This is a genomic window from Pseudomonas sp. PDM25 (assembly GCF_019219045.1).
Classification (GTDB): Bacteria; Pseudomonadota; Gammaproteobacteria; order Pseudomonadales; family Pseudomonadaceae; genus Aquipseudomonas.
This window is the reverse complement of sequence record NZ_JAHUWL010000002.1, coordinates 471,977-493,026: the sequence shown is the minus strand read 5'-3', so window position 1 is coordinate 493,026 and position 21,050 is coordinate 471,977. Positions and strand designations below refer to the sequence as shown.

The 21,050-nt window shown below is 59.6% G+C and carries 23 protein-coding genes; 7 read left to right on the top strand and 16 right to left on the bottom strand.

All coding sequences use genetic code 11. The annotated features are described in order from the left end of the window. Positions 1 to 2: 2 nt before the first annotated feature. From KW848_RS04780 to KW848_RS04765, 4 genes are read right to left on the bottom strand one after another with little or no spacing between them, the layout of a single operon-like run. Positions 3 to 1,127: an agmatine/peptidylarginine deiminase gene (locus KW848_RS04780; protein ID WP_218536062.1), complete on the bottom strand. Its 1,125-nt coding sequence runs from the start codon at positions 1,125 to 1,127 to the stop codon at positions 3 to 5. Between the two features lie 29 nt (positions 1,128 to 1,156). Beyond that, positions 1,157 to 2,260 (bottom strand): extracellular solute-binding protein, encoded by a 1,104-nt coding sequence (locus tag KW848_RS04775; RefSeq protein ID WP_218536061.1) that lies wholly within the window; start codon positions 2,258 to 2,260, stop codon positions 1,157 to 1,159. 1 nt (position 2,261) lies between these two features. Further along, positions 2,262 to 3,170 (bottom strand): N-carbamoylputrescine amidase, encoded by a 909-nt coding sequence (aguB, locus tag KW848_RS04770; RefSeq protein WP_218536058.1) that lies wholly within the window; start codon positions 3,168 to 3,170, stop codon positions 2,262 to 2,264. A 19-nt stretch (positions 3,171 to 3,189) separates the two neighbouring features. Beyond that, a complete protein-coding gene (locus KW848_RS04765) occupies positions 3,190 to 4,227 on the bottom strand; it encodes an agmatine/peptidylarginine deiminase (RefSeq protein WP_218536056.1) in 1,038 nt (345 codons plus the stop codon). Positions 4,228 to 4,374: 147 nt separating this feature from the next. Here KW848_RS04765 and KW848_RS04760 point away from each other — a divergent pair, with 147 nt between their 5' ends. Further along, positions 4,375 to 5,229, top strand: coding sequence for a LysR substrate-binding domain-containing protein (locus KW848_RS04760; RefSeq protein ID WP_218536052.1), 855 nt, complete (start codon positions 4,375 to 4,377; stop codon positions 5,227 to 5,229). 8 nt (positions 5,230 to 5,237) lie between these two features. Here KW848_RS04760 and KW848_RS04755 read toward each other — a convergent pair whose 3' ends face one another. The 4 genes from KW848_RS04755 to KW848_RS04740 all read right to left on the bottom strand — a co-directional run bounded on the left by KW848_RS04755 (position 5,238) and on the right by KW848_RS04740 (position 9,234). Beyond that, the gene (locus tag KW848_RS04755) at positions 5,238 to 6,833 is read right to left on the bottom strand and encodes an MFS transporter (protein WP_218536050.1); all 1,596 of its coding nucleotides are present in this window, start codon (positions 6,831 to 6,833) and stop codon (positions 5,238 to 5,240) included. Continuing rightward, entirely contained in the window at positions 6,830 to 7,927 is a 1,098-nt protein-coding gene (locus tag KW848_RS04750) for an HlyD family secretion protein (RefSeq protein WP_218536047.1), read from the bottom strand. The genes KW848_RS04755 and KW848_RS04750 overlap by 4 nt, the downstream gene beginning before the upstream one ends. Positions 7,928 to 8,022: 95 nt before the next feature. Next, on the bottom strand, positions 8,023 to 8,436 hold the full coding sequence (locus tag KW848_RS04745) for a cupin domain-containing protein (protein ID WP_218536045.1): 414 nt from the start codon (positions 8,434 to 8,436) through the stop codon (positions 8,023 to 8,025). A 45-nt stretch (positions 8,437 to 8,481) separates the two neighbouring features. Then, a complete protein-coding gene (locus tag KW848_RS04740; RefSeq protein ID WP_218536043.1) occupies positions 8,482 to 9,234 on the bottom strand; it encodes an SDR family oxidoreductase in 753 nt (250 codons plus the stop codon). 258 nt (positions 9,235 to 9,492) lie between these two features. Here KW848_RS04740 and KW848_RS04735 point away from each other — a divergent pair, with 258 nt between their 5' ends. Both KW848_RS04735 and KW848_RS04730 read left to right on the top strand, forming a co-directional pair. Then, positions 9,493 to 11,091 (top strand): winged helix-turn-helix domain-containing protein, encoded by a 1,599-nt coding sequence (locus tag KW848_RS04735; protein WP_218536041.1) that lies wholly within the window; start codon positions 9,493 to 9,495, stop codon positions 11,089 to 11,091. Positions 11,092 to 11,154: 63 nt separating this feature from the next. Continuing rightward, complete coding sequence (locus tag KW848_RS04730; RefSeq protein ID WP_218536039.1) at positions 11,155 to 11,649, top strand: PaaI family thioesterase; 495 nt, start codon at positions 11,155 to 11,157, stop codon at positions 11,647 to 11,649. Between the two features lie 92 nt (positions 11,650 to 11,741). Here KW848_RS04730 and KW848_RS04725 read toward each other — a convergent pair whose 3' ends face one another. The 3 genes from KW848_RS04725 to KW848_RS04715 all read right to left on the bottom strand — a co-directional run bounded on the left by KW848_RS04725 (position 11,742) and on the right by KW848_RS04715 (position 13,699). Then, positions 11,742 to 12,362, bottom strand: a complete 621-nt coding sequence (locus tag KW848_RS04725; protein WP_218536038.1) for an NADPH-dependent F420 reductase — start codon at positions 12,360 to 12,362, stop codon at positions 11,742 to 11,744. Between the two features lie 190 nt (positions 12,363 to 12,552). Next, complete coding sequence (locus KW848_RS04720) at positions 12,553 to 13,491, bottom strand: SDR family oxidoreductase (protein ID WP_218536035.1); 939 nt, start codon at positions 13,489 to 13,491, stop codon at positions 12,553 to 12,555. Between the two features lie 52 nt (positions 13,492 to 13,543). After that, positions 13,544 to 13,699 (bottom strand): hypothetical protein, encoded by a 156-nt coding sequence (locus tag KW848_RS04715; RefSeq protein ID WP_223527741.1) that lies wholly within the window; start codon positions 13,697 to 13,699, stop codon positions 13,544 to 13,546. 94 nt (positions 13,700 to 13,793) lie between these two features. On the opposite strand from KW848_RS04715, the gene KW848_RS04710 reads away from it, so the two are divergent. Beyond that, the gene (locus KW848_RS04710) at positions 13,794 to 14,246 is read left to right on the top strand and encodes a helix-turn-helix domain-containing protein (RefSeq protein WP_218536033.1); all 453 of its coding nucleotides are present in this window, start codon (positions 13,794 to 13,796) and stop codon (positions 14,244 to 14,246) included. Between the two features lie 224 nt (positions 14,247 to 14,470). Here KW848_RS04710 and KW848_RS04705 read toward each other — a convergent pair whose 3' ends face one another. Further along, positions 14,471 to 15,070, bottom strand: coding sequence for an NADPH-dependent F420 reductase (locus KW848_RS04705; protein WP_218536031.1), 600 nt, complete (start codon positions 15,068 to 15,070; stop codon positions 14,471 to 14,473). A 70-nt stretch (positions 15,071 to 15,140) separates the two neighbouring features. After that, a complete protein-coding gene (locus KW848_RS04700) occupies positions 15,141 to 15,875 on the bottom strand; it encodes an SDR family NAD(P)-dependent oxidoreductase (RefSeq protein ID WP_218536029.1) in 735 nt (244 codons plus the stop codon). A gap of 112 nt (positions 15,876 to 15,987) precedes the next feature. On the opposite strand from KW848_RS04700, the gene KW848_RS04695 reads away from it, so the two are divergent. Continuing rightward, the gene (locus KW848_RS04695) at positions 15,988 to 16,350 is read left to right on the top strand and encodes a helix-turn-helix domain-containing protein (protein ID WP_218536027.1); all 363 of its coding nucleotides are present in this window, start codon (positions 15,988 to 15,990) and stop codon (positions 16,348 to 16,350) included. Between the two features lie 645 nt (positions 16,351 to 16,995). Then, complete coding sequence (locus KW848_RS04690; protein ID WP_051018071.1) at positions 16,996 to 17,475, top strand: GNAT family N-acetyltransferase; 480 nt, start codon at positions 16,996 to 16,998, stop codon at positions 17,473 to 17,475. Positions 17,476 to 17,785: 310 nt separating this feature from the next. Here the strand turns inward: KW848_RS04690 and KW848_RS04685 are convergent, their stop codons facing one another. Both KW848_RS04685 and KW848_RS04680 read right to left on the bottom strand, forming a co-directional pair. Continuing rightward, a complete protein-coding gene (locus KW848_RS04685) occupies positions 17,786 to 18,472 on the bottom strand; it encodes a glutathione S-transferase family protein (RefSeq protein ID WP_309140063.1) in 687 nt (228 codons plus the stop codon). A 69-nt stretch (positions 18,473 to 18,541) separates the two neighbouring features. Then, complete coding sequence (locus KW848_RS04680; RefSeq protein WP_111448873.1) at positions 18,542 to 19,288, bottom strand: SDR family oxidoreductase; 747 nt, start codon at positions 19,286 to 19,288, stop codon at positions 18,542 to 18,544. Between the two features lie 134 nt (positions 19,289 to 19,422). On the opposite strand from KW848_RS04680, the gene KW848_RS04675 reads away from it, so the two are divergent. Next, positions 19,423 to 20,310 (top strand): LysR family transcriptional regulator, encoded by an 888-nt coding sequence (locus KW848_RS04675; protein ID WP_165933967.1) that lies wholly within the window; start codon positions 19,423 to 19,425, stop codon positions 20,308 to 20,310. A 188-nt stretch (positions 20,311 to 20,498) separates the two neighbouring features. On the opposite strand, the gene KW848_RS04670 is transcribed toward KW848_RS04675, so the two are convergent. Beyond that, a complete protein-coding gene (locus KW848_RS04670; protein WP_218536025.1) occupies positions 20,499 to 21,041 on the bottom strand; it encodes a histidine phosphatase family protein in 543 nt (180 codons plus the stop codon). Between the last annotated feature and the right edge of the window lie 9 nt (positions 21,042 to 21,050).

Sequence of the window (21,050 nt, the reverse complement as noted above, 5' to 3'; positions counted from 1 at the left end):
GGCTATGCCAACGGTTGGTGACTGGTCACACAGTGGATACCGCCGCCACCGGCAGAGATCGCGTCGATGTTGAGCTGCACTACTTCACGGTCCGGGTAGAGTTCGGACAGCAAATCAAAGGCTTTGGAGTCTGCCGCCCTGTCACCAAACTCGGGCGCAATGACCGCCCCGTTGATCACGAAATAGTTGATGTAGCCAGCGGCAAAGTCCGGGTTGTTGCGGCTGAACTTGCTCTTTCGTGGGTTGAGCGGTGGCGACACGGTATGCACCTGCAGCTTGCGGCCATCGGCATCCGTGGCATTTTTTAGAATGTCCAAATGGGCCCGCGTGACGCTGTAATCGTATGACTGGGGGTCGTTGTCGAGGTTGGCGATCACCACGCCTGGCTTGACGAAACGGGCGTAGAAATCGACGTGGGCATCTGTGATGTCCTTACCTTTGATCCCCGGCAGCCAGATGATCTTGCGCAAACCCAAGCGCGCTTTCAGCTCTTGCTCGATCTCGGCCTTGCTCCAATCGGGGTTGCGGTTGGCATTGATCCAGCTGCTTTCGGTCATGATCCCCGTGCCGTGACCATCCACTTCGATACCACCGCCCTCGCCCACCAACTCGCTGCGGATATGACGGGCATCCACGGTGCTCGCAACCAGAGCGGCCAGTTGCGCATCGTCGCCGTGCTGCTGTTTGTTGCCCCAGCCGTTGAAGTTGAAATCCACGGCGCCGAGCCCGCCTTGCCCATCAATGACGAAGTTGGCGCCGGTATCGCGCATCCAGATGTCGTCGAGTTCGCTGGCGACGTAGGTGATGTTTTCCGTGCCGCAGTGTTCTTCGGCCAGCCCCCGTTCACGCTCACGACAGAACACGGTCACCGGTTCATATCGCGCGAGAGTGCGAGCGATCAGGCCAATGGCGGCTTGTACGTCGGGGGTGAAATCCTCCCAGATCGCTTCCTGTGCGCCAAAGGCGATGAAGGCCCGCTGATGCTTATCGCCCTCATCCGGCATACGCCAACTGCCGGGGGTAGCCGCTTGCACGCACAGCGGTGTCAGGCCAAGCCCGATAGACGCTGCCGCGCCCAAACCGGCGACGACCGATACCTGTTTGATGAACTCACGACGCGTCGACATCTGTTGATCCCTGGAATGTGTGCCTGAAGTCATTTTGCGGTGGCCGTCTTGAACTTGGTCCAGGTGCGCATGCGCGCCCGCATATCGGGCTGAGGAATGTCCTTGCCCGGAATCAACCGTGCGTAAGTGGCCTCATCGAGGTAAATATCCGGGTTGTTGCGCATGGTCTCATCGACGCTCGCACGTGCCTTGGCATTGGAGGTGGGGTAGCCGGTGAAGTTACTGATGGCGGCCATGTTGTCCGGGCGCATGACGAAGTTGATGAATGCATAGGCGTACTCCGGATGTCTGGCGTCGACCGGAATCGCCATGGTGTCCATCCACACCGTGGTGCCTTCACGGGGGATGCGGTACTGGAACATGGCGTGCTTGCCGGCGGAATCCGCCGTCCGTTGCGCCTGTGTCATGTCGCCGCTGTAACCGAGCGACAGGCACAGGTTGCCATTCACCAGATCGGTGACCGGCTGCGACTGGAACTTGCGGATGTACGGCCGAAGCTTCAGCAGCAGATCACTCGCTGCGGCCAGGTCTTCGGGTTTGGCGCTGCGTGGCTCGCGGCCCAGATAGTTGAGCACCACCGCCAGCACTTCGTCCGGCGAATCGATCATCGAAATGCCGCAGTCGGCAAATTTGCCAGCCAGTTCCGGTTTGAACAACATGTCGAGACTGTTGACCGGAGCATCCGGCACACGCTGTTTGACCTGCTCGGCATTGTAGGTCAGGCCGATGGTGCCCCAGGTGTAAGGGACGGTGGCCTGGCGCGAATACTCGTAGTGCGTTCGCAGCTTCTGCAAGCCGGGTTCGATGTCATCCAGGGCCGTGAGTTTTGAATGATCCAGCGGTTGCAGGCTGCCGGCGCGCATCAAGCGTTCGGCAACGGTGTCGCCCGGGAAGATCAGGTCATAACCGCTGCCCCCAGCGAGCATTTTGGCTTCCAGCGTTTCACTGCCATCCATGACGTCGTAGATCACTTTGATCCCGGTTTCGGCGGTGAATTTGGCCAGCGTGTCCTCGGCAAAATAGTCGGCCCAGTTGTACAGCCTGAGGGTTTTTTCTTCCGCATGCAGCGCCGGCAAGGCACAGCCCAGCGCCAGGCCCAAGGTGCCGCTCAACAGCTTTTTGATCGTGTGCATATCAAACCTCTTGAGTCTTCCAGCGTGCGTGGGTGTGGCGACCGTCCTGAGTCAACAGCGCGCCGTACATGTCCGGACGGCGATCGCGGTAAATGCCCCAGCTCAAGCGCTCTTCACGCATGGCGGCGAGGTCCAGGCTTTGCACCAGCACGCCGGTGCTGTCGCGGTCGGCTTCGGCGAGCAACTTGCCCTTGTGATTGCAGATAAACGACGAGCCGTAGAAGCTCATCTGCAAGGTCGGATCAGTGGTCGCCGCCTCTCGGCCGACGCGATTGGCCGCCACCACCGGCAGCAGGTTGGCGGCGGCGTGGCCGCGCATGGTCATCTGCCAGTGATCACGGGAATCCAGCGTCGCGCAGCCAGGCTCAGAACCGATGGCGGTGGGAAACAGCAAGACTTCAGCGCCCATCAACGCCAGGCAGCGCGCAGTCTCGGGGAACCACTGATCCCAGCAGATCCCCACCCCCAGGCGCCCGAACGCCGTGTCCCAGACACGAAAACCGGTATCGCCGGGGCTGAAGTATTCCTTCTCCTGATAGCCGATGGCGTTGGGAATGTGGGTCTTGCGATACACACCCAGCAGGCGCCCGTCGGCATCGGCCACGCTCAAGGAATTGAAGTAGGCATTGCCGGCCTTCTCGAACCAGCTCAGCGGCAGCACGACCCCCAACTCTTTGGCCAATGCGGCAAAGCGCTTGAGCACAGGGCTGTATCGATATTCTGCAGCCAGCTCCAGGTGCTTGTGGCTTTGCTCGATGCAGAAATACGGCGTGGCAAACAGCTCCTGCAACAGGATGACCTGGGCGCCTTTGGCCGCGGCCTCGCGCACTAATTGCTCGGCCTGATCGAGGTTTTCTTTCAAGTCCCAGGTGCAAGGCATCTGGGTGGTGGCGATGGTCAGAAGCGTCATGGCATCAACCCTCCACCGGCTAGGCGGGCTGCTGCTGGGTGATGCAATGCACACCGCCACCGCCATGGGCCAGGTGATTGATCCGCACCGGCACCACTTCGCGCCCGGGGAACGCCTGAGCCAACACTTCGGCCGCAACGTTGTCGGCATCAATGCCGTAGGCCGGCATGATGATGGCGCCGTTGGCGATGTAGAAATTGGTGTAGGAGGCGCAGAACACTTCAGCTTCGGTGTCCACGGCATCGCTGGCTTCATACAATTCGATCAGCTCGAACTTCCGACCTTGCGCATCGGTGGCCAGCTCCAGGGCACGACGGTTTTCCCGGGCCACTTCGGCATACACCGATTGCCGGTCGTGGGTGGCGTCCACCAGCAACACGCCAGGGTGGGCGAATGCGCACACGCCATCGACATGGCCGTCAGTCATGTCGCCGGTCACGTAGTCCGGATCGCCGGGCAGCCAGATCGTTTTTTTCACACCCAGCAGACGCGTGAAGATTTCCTCCATCTCCGCCTTGTTCATGCCCGGGTTGCGATTGGGGTTGAGCAACACCGACTCGGTGGTGATCAACGTGCCCTCGCCGTCCACATGGATGGCCCCGCCTTCATTGCTCAGTGCGGTACCAAAACACGCCACACCCAAATGATTGAGTGCGCGACGAGCCAGGCTTTCGTCCAGATCATGAGCCGACTTGCCGCCCCACGCATTGAAGCGCCAGCTCACCCCGGCCAGGCCTTGTTGCGGATGGCAGACGAAGCTCGGACCGGAATCCCGGCACCAGCTGTCGTTCACCGCCAGCTCGATCAATTCGATGTTCGGCCCGCATAACGCTTTGGCACTGGCGACAGCAGAAGGGTCGACGACCAGTTTTACCGGTTCGAAACGGGCGATGGCGTTGGCCACACGAGCGAAGTCCTCTTGCACTTGCGGCAATGTCACGCCCCAGCCGGACTCCCAGAGTGCCGTGTTGTGTGGCCAGACCATCCAGGTGGCGGCGTGCCTGACCCACTCGGCCGGCATCATCCAACCGCTGTTTCGAATTTCATTCTGCTGCATGACATGCTGCATGATAAAAAGCCCTTTTAGTTAAGCCATTGTGTTCAACAAAACTGCTTGGGTGTTCCTGGCATGCATGCTACGGCCGTAAAATCAGGCAAACAAACGATGGATTTAGCGGACAAATGATTAGAGGAACTTATCAATATGCTCAAACACTGGCCGCCACTCAGCACCCTTCGCGGCTTTGAAGCCGCTGCCCGGCTGGGCAGTTTCCACAAGGCGGCCGCCGAGTTGCACCTCACCCAATCGGCGATCAGTCAGCAGATCCGCAGCCTTGAGGCGTACCTCGAACAACCCTTGTTCTTTCGCAATGGACGCAGCGTCAGCCTGACCGATGCCGGGCACGACCTGCTCAGCACCACCCAGGCGTTGCTGCAACAACTGGCCGTCGGCATTCGCCGTTTGGGGCAGTACCAGAAACCCAACCAACTGGTCCTCAACACCACCCCGGCATTCGCACGTCACTGGCTGCTGCCACGCTTGGGGGATTTTCGCCGCGAGCACCCGGACGTTGATCTGTGGATTTTCAGTACCGATGAAGTCCCGGACATGACCACCCAAACCATCGACCTCGCCGTGCGCGATGACATCAGTTCCCAGGCCGAGTGCAGCTTCAAGGTGCTGCACGCCGACCGCCTCTACCCGGCGTGTCACCCGAGCCTGTTGGCATTGCCACAGGAACAGCGCACCACCCTGCATGGCGAGCGGGAAATGGATTGGAGTCACTGGGCGGTGGAGGCTGGCATCGATGTCGGCCAGAAAGATCAGGGGCTGAATTTCTCCGACCCCGGCCTGCTGCTGGACGCCGCGTGCGCGGGGCTCGGTATTGCCCTGGTCAGCCAGTTACTGAGTCGGCAGGCGCGTACCCAAGGATTGTTGCAACCCTTGGTGGAGCAAACCATTCGCGGCCCGAACTGGGCCATGCTGACCCATCGTGACAGTGAGAATAATGCGCTGGCACGAATCTTCAGCGAGTGGCTGCTGGGTAACCTGGACTGAGTGAAACCTCACGCTACGGTTCGCGCTGCGGGTACTTTCGCGTATTTCGAGAGACCGATCTTGATGCCAACCAGGATGGGCGCGGCGACTACAAAAAGCAGGGCAACAGCGATGAACGCGGTGTCGAAGGCAATCACAGTCGCCTGACCTGACACGACCCGGCCCAGGAGGCTCACCGCTGCCCGGCCGGCGGCCCCTGCATCCATCCCTTTCACCGACAGCATGGCTGTCGTGGTCGTCAGCCGTTCGATGACCGCAGTTCCTCCCAGGGGAACGTTGGCGCCGAGGACCACGTCATTGGCGAAGACGTTATGGTCGATCAATGTCTGGAGTCCTGCGACGCCCATCAGACCACCCAACTGGCGCCCCGTATTGAACAGGCCAATACCGAAGGCAAGATTTCGGCTGTTGAGGTCGCTGAAAGCGATCAGCGTGATCGATAGAAACAGGAAGCCAAGGCCTAGACCGCGCAACAGGATGGCGGCCATCATGTCGTCCGTGCCGCTTTCGCTGGTCGAACCGGACAGCATCCACATCGCACCCATGATCATCAGGATTCCAAAGGGCACTGTGGCGACCGGCGGAACGCGGCGGACCTGCATGAGATAAGCCGATATGAGCAGCCCGCCGATAAAAAACCCGCCACTGGGCAACAGCAGCAGGCCAGCGTCGGTAGGCGTGAACGCGAGGACCGACAGGGCGAACGCCGGGATCAGGAACGCGCTGCCGAACAAGGCGGCGCCGGCAACAAAACTGACGATAAAAGCGAAGCAAAAATCGCTCGACTTGAACAGGGTGAAGTCGAACAGACCTTGGCCTTTGGCCAACACTTGATGGCCGAGAAATCCCAGTAGCGCAGCTGTGCCAAGCACGCTCAGCCAGAGGATGCGTGGCTCTTCGAACCAGTCCCATCGGCTGCCCTGGCTGAGAACGTAAGTGAAGCAGAACAGCGTGGCAGCGATCAGCGCGAAGCCGACCCAGTCAAATGGACGGTGCCGGACCTTGGCTGGCATCGGGCCGTCTGCGATCAGCAGAAATCCGCTCGCCGCCAAAGCCACCGGAACAACGCTGAAGAAAATCCATACCCAGGACTGGCTATCAATCAACCACCCTTGAAGGGCCGGGGCGAGCGTCGCGGACGCGACAACGGCGCCCATGGCAAACAGGGCTTGAAGGATGGGTTGGCGAGATCGCGCAAAGGAGCGAAATATGATCGCCTGCCCCCCGACCAGCAGGGTGCCGCCAGCGAAACCTTGAATAACACGAAGCGCGATCAGCAGGTCCAGCCGAGCCGTGATGGCGGCAATGCCGCATGCCATGCCCATGGCCAGGGTTGAGCCGATGATCACATGACGTGGATTAAAACGCTTCAGCAGCCAAGGCGCGGTCATGAACCCGATCAGCTTGAGCGCGGTGTAGCCGATATCCAGCCAGGCGAATTCATCAGGCGTTGCATAGGTGTCGCCGATGATGTCGCCGCGTCCGAGCGACAGAACGGTGCTGGCGATCGCCTCCGTCAGCGTGGCAAGCACGATGCCGATCATGAGCAATACACCGGTCATAACGCTGGTGTTGCACCGCGTAGCGCTGGCATCCGCGTTCATGATCCCTCCCCGTGCGCAACTTCGACGCGGGCGGACAGGCCCGGCACGATGCGGCCCGGCAACGGGTTGTGGACAAGCCGGATCTTCACCGGAACGCGCTGCACGACACGCACAAAGTTGCCGGTCGCGTTGTCGGTGGGGAGCAGACTGAACGCCGACCCGCTACCCGGTGCAAAGCTGTCGACCACGCCTTCCAGTGCCCCGCTGGGGTAGCCGTCGACCGTGATGCGCACGCGCTGACCGGGGCGGATTTGTTCGAGCTGTGTTTCCTTGAAATTCGCCACAACCCATACGTCGTTGACCGGCACGATATCGAGCAAGGCAACGCCCGTCGTAACGAAGCGGCCGATGCGAACCTGACGGTTACCGACCACGCCATCAACCGGCGCGCGTACCACGGTGCTGTCGAGATCGATCTGGGCGAGATCGCGTGCGGCCTGCGCCTGCGTCACCGCAGCAACGGCAGCTTCGCGCTCCGCTACGAGGACGGCGATGCGTTGCTGTTGCGCCTCGACCGTTGCGGAAGCGCCGGATACCGTCGCCTCGGCTCTCAATCGCGCCGCATCGCTTTCATCGACGAGGGCTTGGCTGACCGCGTTGCTGAGAATCAGTTTGCGGCTGCGATCATTGGTTTTGTTCGCCAGATTCATCTCGGCCACGCCCGAGCGTTTCTGGGCTTCGGCCTGGCGAATCAGGGCACGCTGAAGCTGGGTTTCTGCATCGACATGGGTCAGGCGCGCCTGGGCAGCGCTGACGTTGGCCACGGCTTGCGCCAGCCGTGCGCGATAGTCCCGGTCATCGATACGGAACAGGACGTCACCGGCCCGGACGGTTTGGTTGTCCTCGACCTCGACCGCAGTGACATAACCGGCAACCTTTGCCGCGAGCGAGGTGACATCGCCGCGCACATAAGCGTTATCGGTGGAGGTCGCACCGCTCGAAAGCACTATGGCCCATCCGCCAGCCAGGACCACCACGGCACCGATGCACAGCAGGATGCCGATCTTCTTTCTCTTGCTTTGCCGTGCCACCACGACAGGGATCTCGGCGCTTGCGCCGGTGGCAATGGCGGCCTTGTCCTGAAGCGCGTTCATGTTGTCTTTTCCTGTTCAATGCCTGGGACTACAGCAGCCACGGGCGGCAGTGACCTGCCGCCCGGCTGTCGAGCATTCATGAGCGCGTGATTGGCTCACTTTTTGATCGGTGTCACGAGCGTCGTTTCATCGCTGTCGAGGACGAACACGGCCAACAGGCGTGCGGATTGGGTGTCGCTGGCGTTGGCGCTGACTTCGTGCACGGAGCCCGGCTCCTCTACGAAGTTTTCGCCGACCTTGTAGATCTTTTCCGGCTGGCCTTTGACTTTGATGCGAAACGAGCCCTCCAGGACCGTTGCATAGATGAAGGCCGTTTTCGGATGGGTGTGGGACGGCGACGCGGCGCCCGGCCCGTACTCGACGACGACGCCCTTCATGCTCTTGCCAGGGATGTTGGGAATGGGACGGTCAAACACGACCGTCACCTTGCCGGGGGGCGGCTCAGCGGCCGACACTGCGCTGATCGACAGCACTGCAAAGGCAGCGGCCAAGAGGTATCGGGCAAACATGACAAATCTCCTTCGTGGGTGTGTGTGTTGTGACGACGAGCCCCGTTACCCGGCCGTCGACTGACCGAGCCAGTCTTTGAAGCGGATCGCGCCCAGGCGCGCGTTCTTGCCGGCGGTCAGCGATTGATCGTCGAGCACATCGCCGAAGTAGCGCGCGTTCACGTCCGGCACGACCTTACGGTTGTCCTGGTTTACCCGCAGAAAGCGCCTGGCCAGATCGTCGAGGGGCATGGCTTCAGGACCTGCGACTTCGACCGTGCCATTGACCGGCGCTGCCAACGCGACATCGGTCAGCGCTGCCACCACGTCGACGGCCGCTATCGGCTGGATCAGCGCTGGCGAAACGCGAATCTCCTCGCCAACGGCGAACGACTGGACAATGCCGCCGACAAACTCGAAGAACTGCGTGGCACGCAGGAGGGTGTAAGGAATGCCGGACGCCTTGATAAGGTTTTCCTGCGCGACCTTGGCCCGAAAATAGCCGTTCTCGGGAAGCCGTTCGCTACCGACGATCGACAGGGCAACGTGATGACGAACACCGGCCGCAGCTTCCGCAGCCAACAGGTTACGGCTCGACGTTTCGAAGAAATCGAGGACGGCCTGGTCTTCCCACGACGGCGCGTTCGCCACGTCGACGACCACCTCAGCGCCATCCATTGCTTGGGCCAGGCCCTCGCGGGTGATGCTGTTCACGCCCGTACTGGGGGAGGCGGCGAGTACGTCATGGCCTCGCTCGCGGAGGTTCTGCACAAGTTTCGATCCAATGAGGCCGGTGCCTCCGATGACGACGATCTTCATGGGGTCTCTCCCTACGCTTCTCGACAGCAACCATTGCTGTCGATGTAGAAAGAGAGTGCCTGCGCGCGTGAGGGAAGTCCTTGTGCCGGCCTTGAGTTTGTCTTCAGGCAAGCTTGGTTTTTCGTCCAGGGAACAGGCAGGCGACGGGAATCCCCTGCGGACGGTGCAGCGGACCAAACGCTGCCGTATTATCGACACCTCGTACTAATCGCCAGCTCGGACACGGAGTCGAGGGCGCTCGACCAGGGGATATCCGCCTTGCCATTCGTGTTTGAAGACTACGTGCTCGATCAGGAGCGCCGGGAACTGACCTTGCGCGGTCAAGTCGTGGCCGTCGGGCCACAGGCCTTCGATCTATTGCTGCAGCTCGTCAACAACCGCGATCGCGTCGTCAGCAAGGACGACCTGCTCAAGGCAGTGTGGAACGGTCGGATCGTCTCGGAATCGACGATCACCAGCCACATCAATGCGGTACGCAAGGCCATCGGCGATAGCGGCGAGGAACAGCGACTGGTGCGCACAGTCGCTCGCAAGGGCTACCGCTTTGTAGGCGAGATCAAGGTCGACGAGATCGACGGAGCACAACAGCCTGACGGGCCTGGCACCAGCGAAGTTGCGCCCGTGGACCCGAAGCAAACACCGCCCTCCTCGCTTGTCCTCCCGGACAAACCCTCCATTACCGTCCTGCCCTTCCACAACCTGAGCGGCGACCCGGAGCAGGAGTATTTCGCCGACGGCATGGTCGAGGACATCATCGCCGCCCTGTCGCGAATCCGCTGGCTGTTCGTCATCGCCCGCAATTCGAGTTTCACCTACAAGGGCCGTGCGGTGGACGTCAAAGGCGTCGGCCAGGAACTCGGCGTGCGCTACGTGCTGGAAGGCAGCGTGCGCAAGTCCGGGAACAAGGTACGCATCACCGGGCAGCTCATCGACGCAACAAACGGGACGCACATCTGGGCGGAGCGCTTTGAAGGCCAGCTCGACGACATCTTTGAACTGCAGGATCAAATCGCCGAAAGCGTCGTCGGCGCCATCTCGCCGCAGCTGGAACGGGCGGAAATCGAGCGCGCCAAGCGCAAACCGACGGAAAGCCTGGACGCCTACGACTATTACCTGCGCGGCATGGCGAAACTGCACAGCGGCACCCGGGAAGCCGTCGATATAGCACTGCCGTTGTTCTACAAGGCCATCGAGCTCGACCCGGAATTTGCATCGGCCTATGGCATGGCAGCCTGGTGTCACTTCTGGCGCAAGTTAAATGGCTGGATGAGTGATCGGACTCGAGAGATCGCCGAAGGCATACGGCTTGCGCGGCTGGCGGTGTCGCTCGGCCGAGATGATGCCGTGGCGCTGACGCGAGGCGGACATGCGCTGGCCCATCTTGCCGGCGATGTCGATGGCGGCATTGCCCTGCTCGACAGGGCACGCCTGCTCAATCCCAACCTCGCTCCCGCCTGGTACCTGGGCGGTGTCCTGCGTGCACTGCGCGGTGAAACAGACGAAGCGATCGAGCATTTGAGCCATGCCGTTCGCTTGAGTCCGCTGGATCCGGAAATGTTCAGGATGCAGGTGGGAATGGCGCTCGCGTATTTCTTCGCCGGGCGCTTCGACGTCGCTTCGGCCTGGGCGGAGAAAGCGCTGGGGAACCTGCCCTCCCTCCTGCCCTCGGTTGCCCTGATGGCGGCCAGTCATGCGTTCACCGGGCAAATGGACAAAGCGAAGCAGGCGATACAGCGCCTGCACGAGCTGGAACCCTCGTTGCACGTCTCCAATCTGAAGGACTGGCTGCCCATCCAACGGCCCGAGGATCTCGCGCGGCTCGCGGAGGGACTGCGGCTGGCCGGCTTGCCCGAGTGACCGCGTCCGATTGCAGCGTTAAGATCCGACGGTTTGGTTCACATTTCTGAGGATGACCACGGTATGTCCAGGCTCGACACCTCCCTGCAAGACACCGCCGCACCTGAAGGCGTTTGTTACGGCTGCGGCAGCAGCAATCCCCACGGGCTTCACATCAAGAGCGTCTGGCATGAAGACGGCGTGCATGTCATGGCCGAACACGTGCCCGATGCCAAGTATTGCGGCTGGCCGGATCTGGTTTACGGCGGGCTGATAGCGATGCTGGTTGACTGCCATTCAAACTGGACGGCGATGGCTTACCACTACCGTACGGAACACCGCGAAGTCGGAAGCCTGCCGCGCATCAATTGCGTCACTGGCAACCTTGGCATCAAGTTCATCAAACCGACACCGATGGGTGTACCGCTGACCCTGCGTGCGAAAGTCGAGGGCGAGGTTGGACGCAAAACTCGCGTTATCTGCGAGGTTTATGCGGGGGATGTGCTGACGGCTATTGGAGACTCTGTTTTTGTTCGTGTGGATACTGAGCAACTGGCTGCGGTTGCTCATGGTCGGTAGGTTGCTTCCGTCCAGACACCGCCCATCGGCGGTTGCACGTTCATAGAAATCTCTTCAGATCGCGACGTAATGGACCTGACGGTATCGGGGATTCAGCCGATATCGACGTTCAAGGCGATGTCCCAAGTGCCGGCGCCGTTTTTCGCCAGGCCGATCATCATCAGGCCGAGCGCCTCGAGCGTCTGGGCCATGTGCAGGCCGCCGACATCCAACGGGCGCAGCCCGAGACTCTCGATGAACGTCGAGACGCGCGCCTTGGCCTCTGGATCGTCGGCGGCGATGAACGCGTCGAGGCGCCCACCCTTAGCAAGGACGTGGCCGAAGAGGGTGTTGAATGCTTTCACGATATGCGCGCTGGCGGGGGCGATCTTGGCGATCTCCTGCGCACCAGAACTGCCGGCGGGAGAGACGAGGCCCGTGAGGTCCGGGGAGGCCGTGTTGGTGATGTCGATGATCACCTTGCCGTCGAGCGCGTCCCCGTAATCGGCCACCACCGACGCCGCACCGGTGTACGGCACGGCGAGGATGACGATGTCGCCGGCCGGAGTGGCCCCGTACGTCCCGGTGGTCGCTCCGGCTGCGAGCTTGTCGGCCAGTGCCTGCGCCTTGGCGGGGTCGCGGCTGACCACCTCAACGGTGTATCCAGCTTTGGCGGTACGACCGGCGATCGCCGCGGCCATGCCTCCTGAACCGATGATGCTGATAGTGCTCATGTGCTGTTTCCTCGTGAATTGGAGTATTGCTCGTTGTCTCAACGGCATCCCACGATTGATATCCCGTGTGCGCCGAGCTGCGTGCGTCATTCCTCATGCTATCCCCGGGTCGACAGCATCGTTACCCGAACGGATCACGCATCGCGACATGCTGTCCGCCGGGCCCGTTGCGCCCGGCGCCCTCCTCAACTCAGGCGGCCGGGAAGTAGTGGCCGTTGTCCAGGTCCTCGAACAGGCCGGGCTGAACAGGCTCCCAACCGAGGGTCTGGCGGGTGATCAGGTTGGACGCCGGGAGGTCCAGCGTGACCAGATTCGCGAGGAACCCAAAGTATCCCGGCAGCATCAGGACGTCCGCGGGAATACTCACGGCCGGCACGCCCAGACGGCTGCCAATGGCCTCGGCGATCTCACGGAACCGGATGCCCTCACTCTCGACCCCGTGCCAATATTTGCCAGCCTCACCCTTCTCCAGCGCCAGGCGGAACAAGATGGCGAGGTCACGGGCGTGCACGGCCGGCCACAGGTTCGCGCCTGCTCCCGGGTAACCGATCACGCCCTTTTCCTTCGCCAGCCCGATCAACAATGGAAGGAAGGCGACGTCGGTCGTGCTGTGCGCGATCGTAGGAATCCGCACGATCGATGACCGCACGCCGCGTTCTGCGAGGCCGATCACGGTGGTTTCGACGACGTTGCGAACCCGCAAGGTCCCCTTGTACGCATCGCCGCCGGGAAGTGACGGGTCTTCCTCGGTGGCTGGTCGGCCCAGGTTTTCCCAACCCGGCGCGCCGATGCTCCCCGACACGACCAGCGGCTTGCCGCTTCCAGCCAGCGCTTCGCCGTACGCAAGCATGATCTGGAGTTCCGCAGCGGCCACGGCGTCGATCCCGCCAGTGGGAAGCAGGTCTTGCCGGTGCGCAACGTGGATAACGCCGTCTGACTCCGACGCTGCCGCCTTAAGCCCCTCGAGGTCGGAAATATCCCCGCGACGCACCTTGGCGCCGAGTGCGGTCAGCGCAGCTGCGGACTTGTCGGACCGGGCCAGGCCGGTGACCTCGTGGCCGGCGGCGATGAGCTCGGGGATGATGTACGAACCGATATGGCCGGTTCCGCCAGTGACTAAAACGTGCATGTTATGACTCCATAGGCGTGATGTGATGCGAGAAATGGTGATACGGGAACGCTCAGCCGAGATGGCTGACGCCGATCGAGAAGTTGGTGTGCTTGACGAAGTGTGCAATGAGGCCCAGCGAAAGCAGGCAGGCATGATCCAGCGTTCGCGCCTTGAGCAGCGGCCCGGTGTCCATCGGGCACAGTCCGAGGCGATCCGGCGAACTCATTCAACGTACGATCCATGCTGGTCGCTTTACTTGCAAAAAGCAAGTGATCAACTGAGTTTTACTTGCGACATGCAAGCGATGCTAAGATCTCGCCATGAAAACACCATCTAAAGAAGACGTTCGGTCCCATTGCGCGGTGAACTACGGCGTGGAGATTTTCGGCGACCGATGGTCGCTCTTGATCATTCGCGACATCGTTTTTGTGGGTAAGAAGACGTATGGCCAGTTCCTGAAATCGGAAGAGGGAATCGCGACCAATGTTCTTGCTTCCCGACTGGCCTTTCTTGAGGCGCAAGGGATTCTCTCGAAAGCGCCCAGCCCCGATGACAGGCGCAAGGACTTTTACACGTTGACCGAGAAGGGCCTGGACCTCATTCCGATTGTGATCAGCATTGTGCTCTGGAGCGCAAAGCATGATTCGAAGTCGTACGTGCGGCGCCGCGAGGAGTTTGTTGCTCGATTAAGTCAAAACCCCATGCAGGTGAGTGAAGAAGTGAAGGCGCTGGTCCGCAATGGCGGGTGCATCTTTCCTGAGAGCGGGGGATGAACAAGGCGACAAACGCGCCCTGTCACGGCGCACAAATCAGATGCACACACCACCGCCTGCAGGACGCTTGAGAGAGGACAAGCCTCTGCATCAGCGCAGCCAAGGCAACGTCGAGTGGCGCCAGGCCCAAGATCAATGCATCAACCTTTTTGTGGGCCGTCTCGGTACTTAGCGCCTGGCGTTCGCGACCATCCTTGAGGCCCGCGCCAGTGCTTGCGTGTCCATCAGTCGAACTTGACCAAGTCCTTGAAGATCAGTTGACCCCAACTATTTCCACGCGCCTGCACAAGCAGTCCACCTTCCGAAAGCCCGCCCAGTTTGATCGGCGAAAAACCGAGATTTTCTGCAAGCGCACCCATCTCCGTTGCGGCGCCGTCATCGTCGCTCGCCAGGAACACGACTCTCCTGCCACCCTGTACAGCCGGATCCTGGCCAAGGACGGCGGCGCCCAAATGGTTGAAGCCTTTGACCAGTCGTGCACCAGTAAAGGCCTGCGCGACGACCCTGGAAGAAGGCTCTCCTCCCAGTTCCTCAGGGGACACGCCGTAGGCATTGGTCACGTCGATGATGGTCTTTCCCTTCCAGGTCGGCAGCACCTTCGCGACATCAAGGTGCGACTCGAAACGGACAGCCAGAAAGACGATGTCCGCCTTGACCGCGTCCGCCAGTTTCTTGGGAATAATCTGGGGGCCGATGGCGGCCGCGGCGGATGCAAAGCTTTGCGGGTCGCGCGTGGTTGCGACGGATACTTCGATGCCATTGCGGGCAAACGCCTTGGCCAGGGCCTGGCCGATATTGCCGAAGCCGATAATTGCGTAGCTCATATATTCTCCTGAGGTTTACCGAGTTCTACGGCGCTCCGAATAATCCAATGGAGCGCCTGGGCGCAGGGCGTCAGAGTTGCGCAAGACCGCCGTCAACGGCGACTTCGCTGGCGGTCATGAAGCTACTGTCCGGCGACGCGAGAAAGGCGGCCACGGCCCCGATCTCCGCCGGATCAGCCATGCGCTGAAGCGGGGTCATCGCGGCGTAGGCCTTCTGGCCCTCCTCGCCCAGCGCTTCCTTCGCGAGTTCGGTCGCCGTCGCCCCGGGCGACAGCACGTTTACCCGGATGCCCGTGCCTTTCAGGTCCTCCGCCCAGGTCCGCGCAAGGTTGCGCACTGCCGCCTTACTCGCGCTGTAGGCGCTCATTCCCGGGGCGCCCGTGGTGCCGGCGCTCGACCCGGTCAGGATGATCGAACCGCCCTGCCCCATCAGCGGCAGCGCCTTCTGGACTGTGAAGATCGTCCCCTTCACGTTGGTGTCGAAGGTTTCGTCAATGTGCTCGGCGGTGAGCTTGCCGAGCGCAAGCTGACTTCCCGCCCCGGCATTGGCGAAGACGATGTCGAGGGTTCCGCGCTCGGCCTTCACCGCCGCGTAAAGTCGGTCGAGGTCTGCCAGATCGGAGACAGAGCCCTTCACCGCGCGGGCATTGGGCCCGAGTTCGGCTACAGCGGCATCGAGCGCTTCCTGCCGGCGACCGAAGATGAAGACGAAGGCGCCCTCCTCGATGAAGCGTTTTGCGGCGGCGCGGCCGATGCCTGTAGCGCCACCGGTAATGACAGCGGTCTTTCCATTCAGTCGGGTCATGTCGTGCATCCTTCGTTGGAGTTGTACCCAAGCAGGGAATTGCTTGCTTGAGACGAGGATGCATCGCTGATAACCTAAGGACAAGTATGCACCTTTTGGTAAGTATCAAAAAATGACGACGACTTCTGAAATCTGTGACACCGGTTGCGGGCTCAACGCCACGCTGCGCATCATCTCGGGCAAGTGGAAACCGCTGGTCTTGTTTTTCCTGCGCGGCAGCCCGAAGCGCTACGGCGAACTCAAGCGTTTGATCCCGGGCGTCAGCGACAAAGTGCTGATCCAGCAATTGAAGGATCTGGAAGCCGATCACGTGCTGACGCGGACCGACTACAAGGAAGTGCCACCTCGCGTGGACTACGCGCTGACCCCGCTCGGTCGCAGCCTGGCTGAAGCGATTGTGCCGCTGTGCACCTGGGGAACCGAGAACGCGGCGGAAATGGCAAGCATCTTCGCCAAGCGGGACGCTTTGCCCTAGCAGAATGCTGAAGAATCGCTGAGTTGGACGACTGCGCATTCGTGGGTGGGCGGCAGGTCGAATTCCTCCGGGTCAGACCTTCAGGATGCGCGGTTTGGGCGCTCTGGCCATGTTTGGGTTGAAGCGATAGCCGAAGGTTTGCTTCTGGCCGTTTTCTGCCCTTCGCAACAGACTGCAATCGGCCAGAAGCAGTCACTCGAACGAGGTTTTTACCCGACCGGTAGGAGGCATTAAAGACAGCTATGATACTTTCCAAAGGCGACTTCATAAAACTAACCCACGTCGATTCTACGAAGGCTGTGTATGTTGATTGGATAAATGCTCGTGATGCGGCGCCTGGGGATATCGCAGTCGTCAAAGAAACTTTTAGTACGGAGTCCGGACTCATCATCCGTCTATTGTGCGAGCCCCGGTCGGGCTTTCAAGAATGGTGCACCACATTTTATGAAGCCGATTTGACCTACGAACTGTTGCTCGTAAAACCAATTCACGATGACTGAGCTTGAAAGTCCGCTTCGGGTTATGGATTCCTGCCTCTCGCGAAAGGCAGGAGTCTGCCAGGAGCGGACGTACGCGACACGAGCTTGGTTGCCCCTTAATCTTTCTTGTGAGAGGTTGAGGGACGCTGATTCATCAAGGAAGATCATGGACATTCGATCGACAGAAACAGAGGATTGGATGCTACTAAAGCAAGTCCGACTCGCCGCGCTTTTGGACACGCCAACGGCATTTGGTGTCAGTTATCAAACTGCTGCCGCATACACTGATGAACAGTGGAAAGTTAGAGCCTCATCAACCGGAACAGTATTTTGGCTGGCACTCGACAAAGGTAGACCTGTCGGAATGATCGGTGCCGCAGTCAATAGTGCACATCGCTTTAACTTGATAGGAATGTGGGTTGATCCTGCTGCCCGGGGCTCAGGAGTAGCAACTCAGTTGGTAGAAGTTGTGAAAGCTCGCGCTACCGCGGAAGGCTTTGATCGCGTTTTTCTCGACGTATCGCCCGACAATGCGAGAGCCTCGAACTTCTATCTCAAGCAAGGTTTTATTTTCATGGATGAATGGGAGCCGTTAGAAAGTCATCCGTATATTACGGTTCAGACGATGCTCTGGATCGGAAGCTGATTCACGAGTTCGCTCTTAGCCGGATGTCCCTTAGAGGTCGGCTCCTGCCCGTCACAACGGAAAGAAACCGGCCAATTTCTATCGACGCTGACCGGCTGCTTTGGGTCGTTTTCTGCCCTTCGCAACAGACTGAAATCGGCCAAAAGCGGACATGGAGCGCCAACGAAAGCTCAGCATCACTATCCGTTGTATAGGCACTTTCCTGAAGAATAGGAAAGCGGGCCTCCTGCAAATTCGCAAAGGTGACCCAGCTCCACGATCGCACCAGGCTAAGTCCCGCCATACGAGACACTGGACTGATATTTATGACTCATCTGACTAAAATGGCCTTCACCTCCAGCAGATGTTTGCGTAACCGGTCTGCATAATCCTCGGCGACAGCAGCCTGAACGCTAGCGCGATTGGCCAGTGCATGACGCCACTCTGCAATGCGAACAAGTCCATCGAACAATGGATGACCTGGTTCGAACCCTAGTATGTCGAAGTAGCGGAAAACTGGAGCAACGGCTATATCCACCATGCTGAGCTTCGCACCAGCGAAGTAATTACCGTCCGATTTTTCAAGTTCGAATCGCTCTAGTTTGCCTCTCAACGCTGCTGATTTGCTAAGCGCTGTCTGCTGATCCGCTGCATTCAAATATCCCCACGCATCCGCGAGCATGGCAGTGGCGAATTCGATCCAGGCACGGTGTTGAGCACGGGTGATTGCATATTCCGGGTGCAAAGCAGGCTCCGGATACACCTGTTCGATGTATTCACAGATAGCCACGCTCTCGAAAAGTACGGTCGCTTCCTCATCGCCTTTTTGCACCATTAGAAGCGGGACTTTGCCCGTTGGCGACATGACCCGAAACCAGTTGGGCCTGTCCTTCAAATCCACATCAATGCGCTGAAATGGAACCTGCTTTTCGAGGAGTAAAATTGCCACTCGCTGAACAAACGGACAAAGCCCGTGGCTAACAAGCGTGAGCCGTGATTGCGACATTTGAATACCCACTGTTATTTCGACAACTCCCGCTTCCGGGTAGGAAGCGGGATGTACAGACTCGAAGGCGTGCCTATCTCGTTAAAGCGAGCGACCACCATCAACAATAATTTCTGTTCCCAACGTCCAACGAGACTCGTCCGACGCGAGGTACAGCACCGCCTTAGCTACTTCTTCAGGCGTGCCAAAACGGCCAAATGGGATAGTCGCAGCAATATCTTTGTTGACCTGCTCGCGGTAGGCATCGGGAATACCCGCCTTGTCGTACAGCGGCGTGTCGATCGGCCCAGGGCTGACCGCATTTACTCGAACACCACGCGGTAGAAGCTCGCTAGAGAGCGTTTTCGACATGTTCAGAAAGGCAGCCTTTGTTGCGGCATAAATGGATGAACGCGCGGCGCCCAGGTGCGCACTGATCGAGGTGTTAAGAACCACCGATGCAGGGTTGGAGAAGACCGGCAGCAGTGCTTGCAGGAGGAAGTAAGGGCCTTTGACATTGATGTCAAAGGAGCGGTCAAACATCTCCTCGTTCCAGTCTTCGATTGGCTTCCAGACGGATACGCCAGCATTGAGGAAGGCAACGTCGAGCTGCCCGTAATGGGACTGAACAGCCTGCGCCAGCTCCTTCTGGGCTGCGACACTAGCTGAGTCGGCTCGCAGCACCAGGACTTCGCTACCTAAAATAGCTTGAGCATTTGCCATGGACTCAGGATTAACACCTGTGACGATCACGCGTGCGCCTTCGGCGAGAAATTGCTTGGCGGTTTCCAGACCGATGCCGCTTGTACCGCCAGTGATGAGGGTACGCTTGCCTTGTAAACGAGACATGTAAATTTTCTCTCTTTTGGGGCGGCCAGCCGGACGACTGACCTTCTGAGAGCAACTATGTATTCATGCCAGCACGCTGATAAGATGGGCAAATAGAATAGATCTCATGCAAAATCTGCATGAAAAGGGGCGTGATGGACCGGTTGTTACTGATGAGCTGTTTTGTACGCGCTGTCGAGACAGGTAGTTTTTCTGCTGCGGGACGTGATCTAGGACTAGGGCAACCGAGCGTCAGTCGTTACGTCGCTGCTCTTGAAGACCATTTGCAAACCAGGCTGCTTCACCGATCCACACGAAAGCTGATGCTCACGCCCGAGGGTGAACGGTACTACGCAGATGCGCGGCGTATTCTGGACTCAGTGGAACAGTCAGAGTCCTCACTGAGAGGGAACGTAGCGCCGTCTGGATTACTGCGCGTCGCTTGCCCGACCGCATTGGCTCACACCTTCATCGTACCGCACGTCGCGAGCTTTCTAGGGCGCTATCCCGAACTGTCGCTCGATCTTCAAATCAATGATCGCTACGTCAATTTAGTCGACGAGGGGGCAGAACTCGCGATTCGTATTGGGCACCTGGAGGACAGTGCAATGCGAGCCCGGCCACTAGCGTGGTTCGAGCGTGTGTGCGTTGCCAGCCGTGCGTACCTAGAGAAACGTGGCTCTCCCTCTTCGCCTGATGACCTGAAGGAACACGACTGCCTCATTTATACCCTCCTATCCACTGGAACCAACTGGCGGTTTAAGGATACTGATGTCCCGATCTCCGGACGACTGCGTGTCAACTCGCCTGAGGCGATACGTGAGTACGTCAATGCAGGATTGGGAATCGCGCAAGGGCCTCAATGGCTTTATGAGGAAGGGCTGAGAAGTGGCAATCTTCAATTGCTGCTTAACGAATACGTGGCGCCACCCGTCCCGATCCAAATCGTATACTTAGCGAATCGGCTGCTGCCCCAGCGAGCCATCGTTTTCATGGATTTTATGGCGGATGTTTTTGCTGCATTCCATGAGCGCCCTGAATAGCCTCCTGGCCCACGGCCAGGGGCGAGCGGAGAACCATCAGCATGGCGGCCCCTTGGGCGAAAATCGCTGCACGCTCACCATTCTTGCTCGTCAACGGGGCTTTAAGTAGTCACACCGGACTGCGGTCTTTACAAATGAACGACCAACCTGAACTTTCCCTTCGTTAATCTCCACGCCAGATGGCACTTTTAAACACCGCTATATTGATACACCGTCGCACTCCAATACTGGCTGCCGTTACGTTTTTGGCGAACCCATCCATCGGCCATCAGTTGTTTGGCGATCATTCGATTCATAAAGCCATGACCGAGCAGCAGAACCGGTCCTTCGTTGGCAAGGGACTGAAGTCGTCGAGCTGCCGTGCTGGCGCGCATCCTCGCAGTTCCGGCGGATTCGACGCTACGTGAGTAACCGCACAACCATAAGACTCGAAGGATAAATGCCCAGGTAAACGACGATAGCCGTGGCAGTTTCCAGTGACCATAAGGCAGTTGCGCTTCACAGAAAAGCGCGTCGACAAGGGCGGGCTTCAGGCCAAGAGCCTGGACGGAGGTCAGCGCACGAGGCGCGCTGCTTGAGACAATCACCTTGGCGGTTGCGGCGAGCTGCATGCTGGCATCCGGCACGGGTTGGTTGGTAATTTCGGACCGGTTGTATTGCTCGATCCAGTCTTTCATATCGAGCGCTGACATTTTGGCGGTTGCGACCAGTTTTGGCTGGCCGTGACGCATCAGGATTAT

Bases quoted from the DNA above. Each gene is read 5' to 3' on its own strand.
- KW848_RS04780 (WP_218536062.1), bottom strand. From the start codon at position 1,127: ATGTCGACGCGTCGTGAGTTCATCAAACAGGTATCGGTCGTCGCCGGT.
- KW848_RS04760 (WP_218536052.1), top strand. From the start codon at position 4,375: ATGCTCAAACACTGGCCGCCACTCAGCACCCTTCGCGGCTTTGAAGCC.
- KW848_RS04700 (WP_218536029.1), bottom strand. From the start codon at position 15,875: ATGACCCGACTGAATGGAAAGACCGCTGTCATTACCGGTGGCGCTACA.
- KW848_RS04755 (WP_218536050.1), bottom strand. From the start codon at position 6,833: ATGAACGCGGATGCCAGCGCTACGCGGTGCAACACCAGCGTTATGACC.
- KW848_RS04725 (WP_218536038.1), bottom strand. From the start codon at position 12,362: ATGAGCACTATCAGCATCATCGGTTCAGGAGGCATGGCCGCGGCGATC.
- KW848_RS04740 (WP_218536043.1), bottom strand. From the start codon at position 9,234: ATGAAGATCGTCGTCATCGGAGGCACCGGCCTCATTGGATCGAAACTT.
- KW848_RS04765 (WP_218536056.1), bottom strand. From the start codon at position 4,227: ATGCAGCAGAATGAAATTCGAAACAGCGGTTGGATGATGCCGGCCGAG.
- KW848_RS04680 (WP_111448873.1), bottom strand. From the start codon at position 19,288: ATGTCTCGTTTACAAGGCAAGCGTACCCTCATCACTGGCGGTACAAGC.
- KW848_RS04710 (WP_218536033.1), top strand. From the start codon at position 13,794: ATGAAAACACCATCTAAAGAAGACGTTCGGTCCCATTGCGCGGTGAAC.
- KW848_RS04690 (WP_051018071.1), top strand. From the start codon at position 16,996: ATGGACATTCGATCGACAGAAACAGAGGATTGGATGCTACTAAAGCAA.
- aguB (WP_218536058.1), bottom strand. From the start codon at position 3,170: ATGACGCTTCTGACCATCGCCACCACCCAGATGCCTTGCACCTGGGAC.
- KW848_RS04745 (WP_218536045.1), bottom strand. From the start codon at position 8,436: ATGTTTGCCCGATACCTCTTGGCCGCTGCCTTTGCAGTGCTGTCGATC.
- KW848_RS04775 (WP_218536061.1), bottom strand. From the start codon at position 2,260: ATGCACACGATCAAAAAGCTGTTGAGCGGCACCTTGGGCCTGGCGCTG.
- KW848_RS04715 (WP_223527741.1), bottom strand. From the start codon at position 13,699: ATGAGTTCGCCGGATCGCCTCGGACTGTGCCCGATGGACACCGGGCCG.
- KW848_RS04750 (WP_218536047.1), bottom strand. From the start codon at position 7,927: ATGAACGCGCTTCAGGACAAGGCCGCCATTGCCACCGGCGCAAGCGCC.
- KW848_RS04705 (WP_218536031.1), bottom strand. From the start codon at position 15,070: ATGAGCTACGCAATTATCGGCTTCGGCAATATCGGCCAGGCCCTGGCC.
- KW848_RS04670 (WP_218536025.1), bottom strand. From the start codon at position 21,041: ATGCGTCACGGCCAGCCAAAACTGGTCGCAACCGCCAAAATGTCAGCG.
- KW848_RS04675 (WP_165933967.1), top strand. From the start codon at position 19,423: ATGGACCGGTTGTTACTGATGAGCTGTTTTGTACGCGCTGTCGAGACA.
- KW848_RS04695 (WP_218536027.1), top strand. From the start codon at position 15,988: ATGACGACGACTTCTGAAATCTGTGACACCGGTTGCGGGCTCAACGCC.
- KW848_RS04730 (WP_218536039.1), top strand. From the start codon at position 11,155: ATGTCCAGGCTCGACACCTCCCTGCAAGACACCGCCGCACCTGAAGGC.
- KW848_RS04720 (WP_218536035.1), bottom strand. From the start codon at position 13,491: ATGCACGTTTTAGTCACTGGCGGAACCGGCCATATCGGTTCGTACATC.